A 471-nucleotide genomic window follows, 5' to 3' on the forward strand; every position below is an offset into this window, starting at 1 on the left:
AGTGCAGGTAGTTCGGTGTGAAGCGGCAGAAAGCCTTCATTCGCTCGACGTCGAGGATGGTCAGGACGCGGCGCTTGAGGTGGATCAGGCCGAGGGCGCGCAGCTCGCGCAGCGTCCGGTTCACGTGCACGTCGGACAGTCCCATCGTGTCGGCGATCTGGGTTTGCGTCAGTGGGAACGCGTAGCTGTTGTCGGTGACACGTCCGACCGCTTCCAGGCGCATGAGTAGCTCGCACAGAAGATGCGCGATGCGCTGGTCGGGAGCCCGCGGGCCCATGTTGACCAACCACTCGCGGAGGACGGCACCGTGGAGCAGGGAGCACCACCAGAAGGCGCGCGCGATGCTCGAGTGATGCGCCGTGATCTCATCGATGGCCCGACGGGTGATGTCCACGACGTGTGACTCCGAGACGGGGCCGAGGGTGTGATCTAGACCGTTGAGGGTCAACAAGCTCAGATAGAGGGATGCGG

1 protein-coding gene is annotated in these 471 nt (G+C 64.1%); it reads right to left on the minus strand.

Going from position 1 to position 471, the window contains the following annotated elements:
* Positions 1–394 (minus strand): Crp/Fnr family transcriptional regulator (locus tag MKK69_RS31155; protein ID WP_243964727.1); only part of this gene is annotated, 394 nt, incomplete at its 3' end.
* Positions 395–471 lie beyond the last annotated feature (77 nt).

The organism is Methylobacterium sp. J-026, assembly GCF_022829585.1.
Taxonomy (GTDB): Bacteria; Pseudomonadota; Alphaproteobacteria; order Rhizobiales; family Beijerinckiaceae; genus Methylobacterium.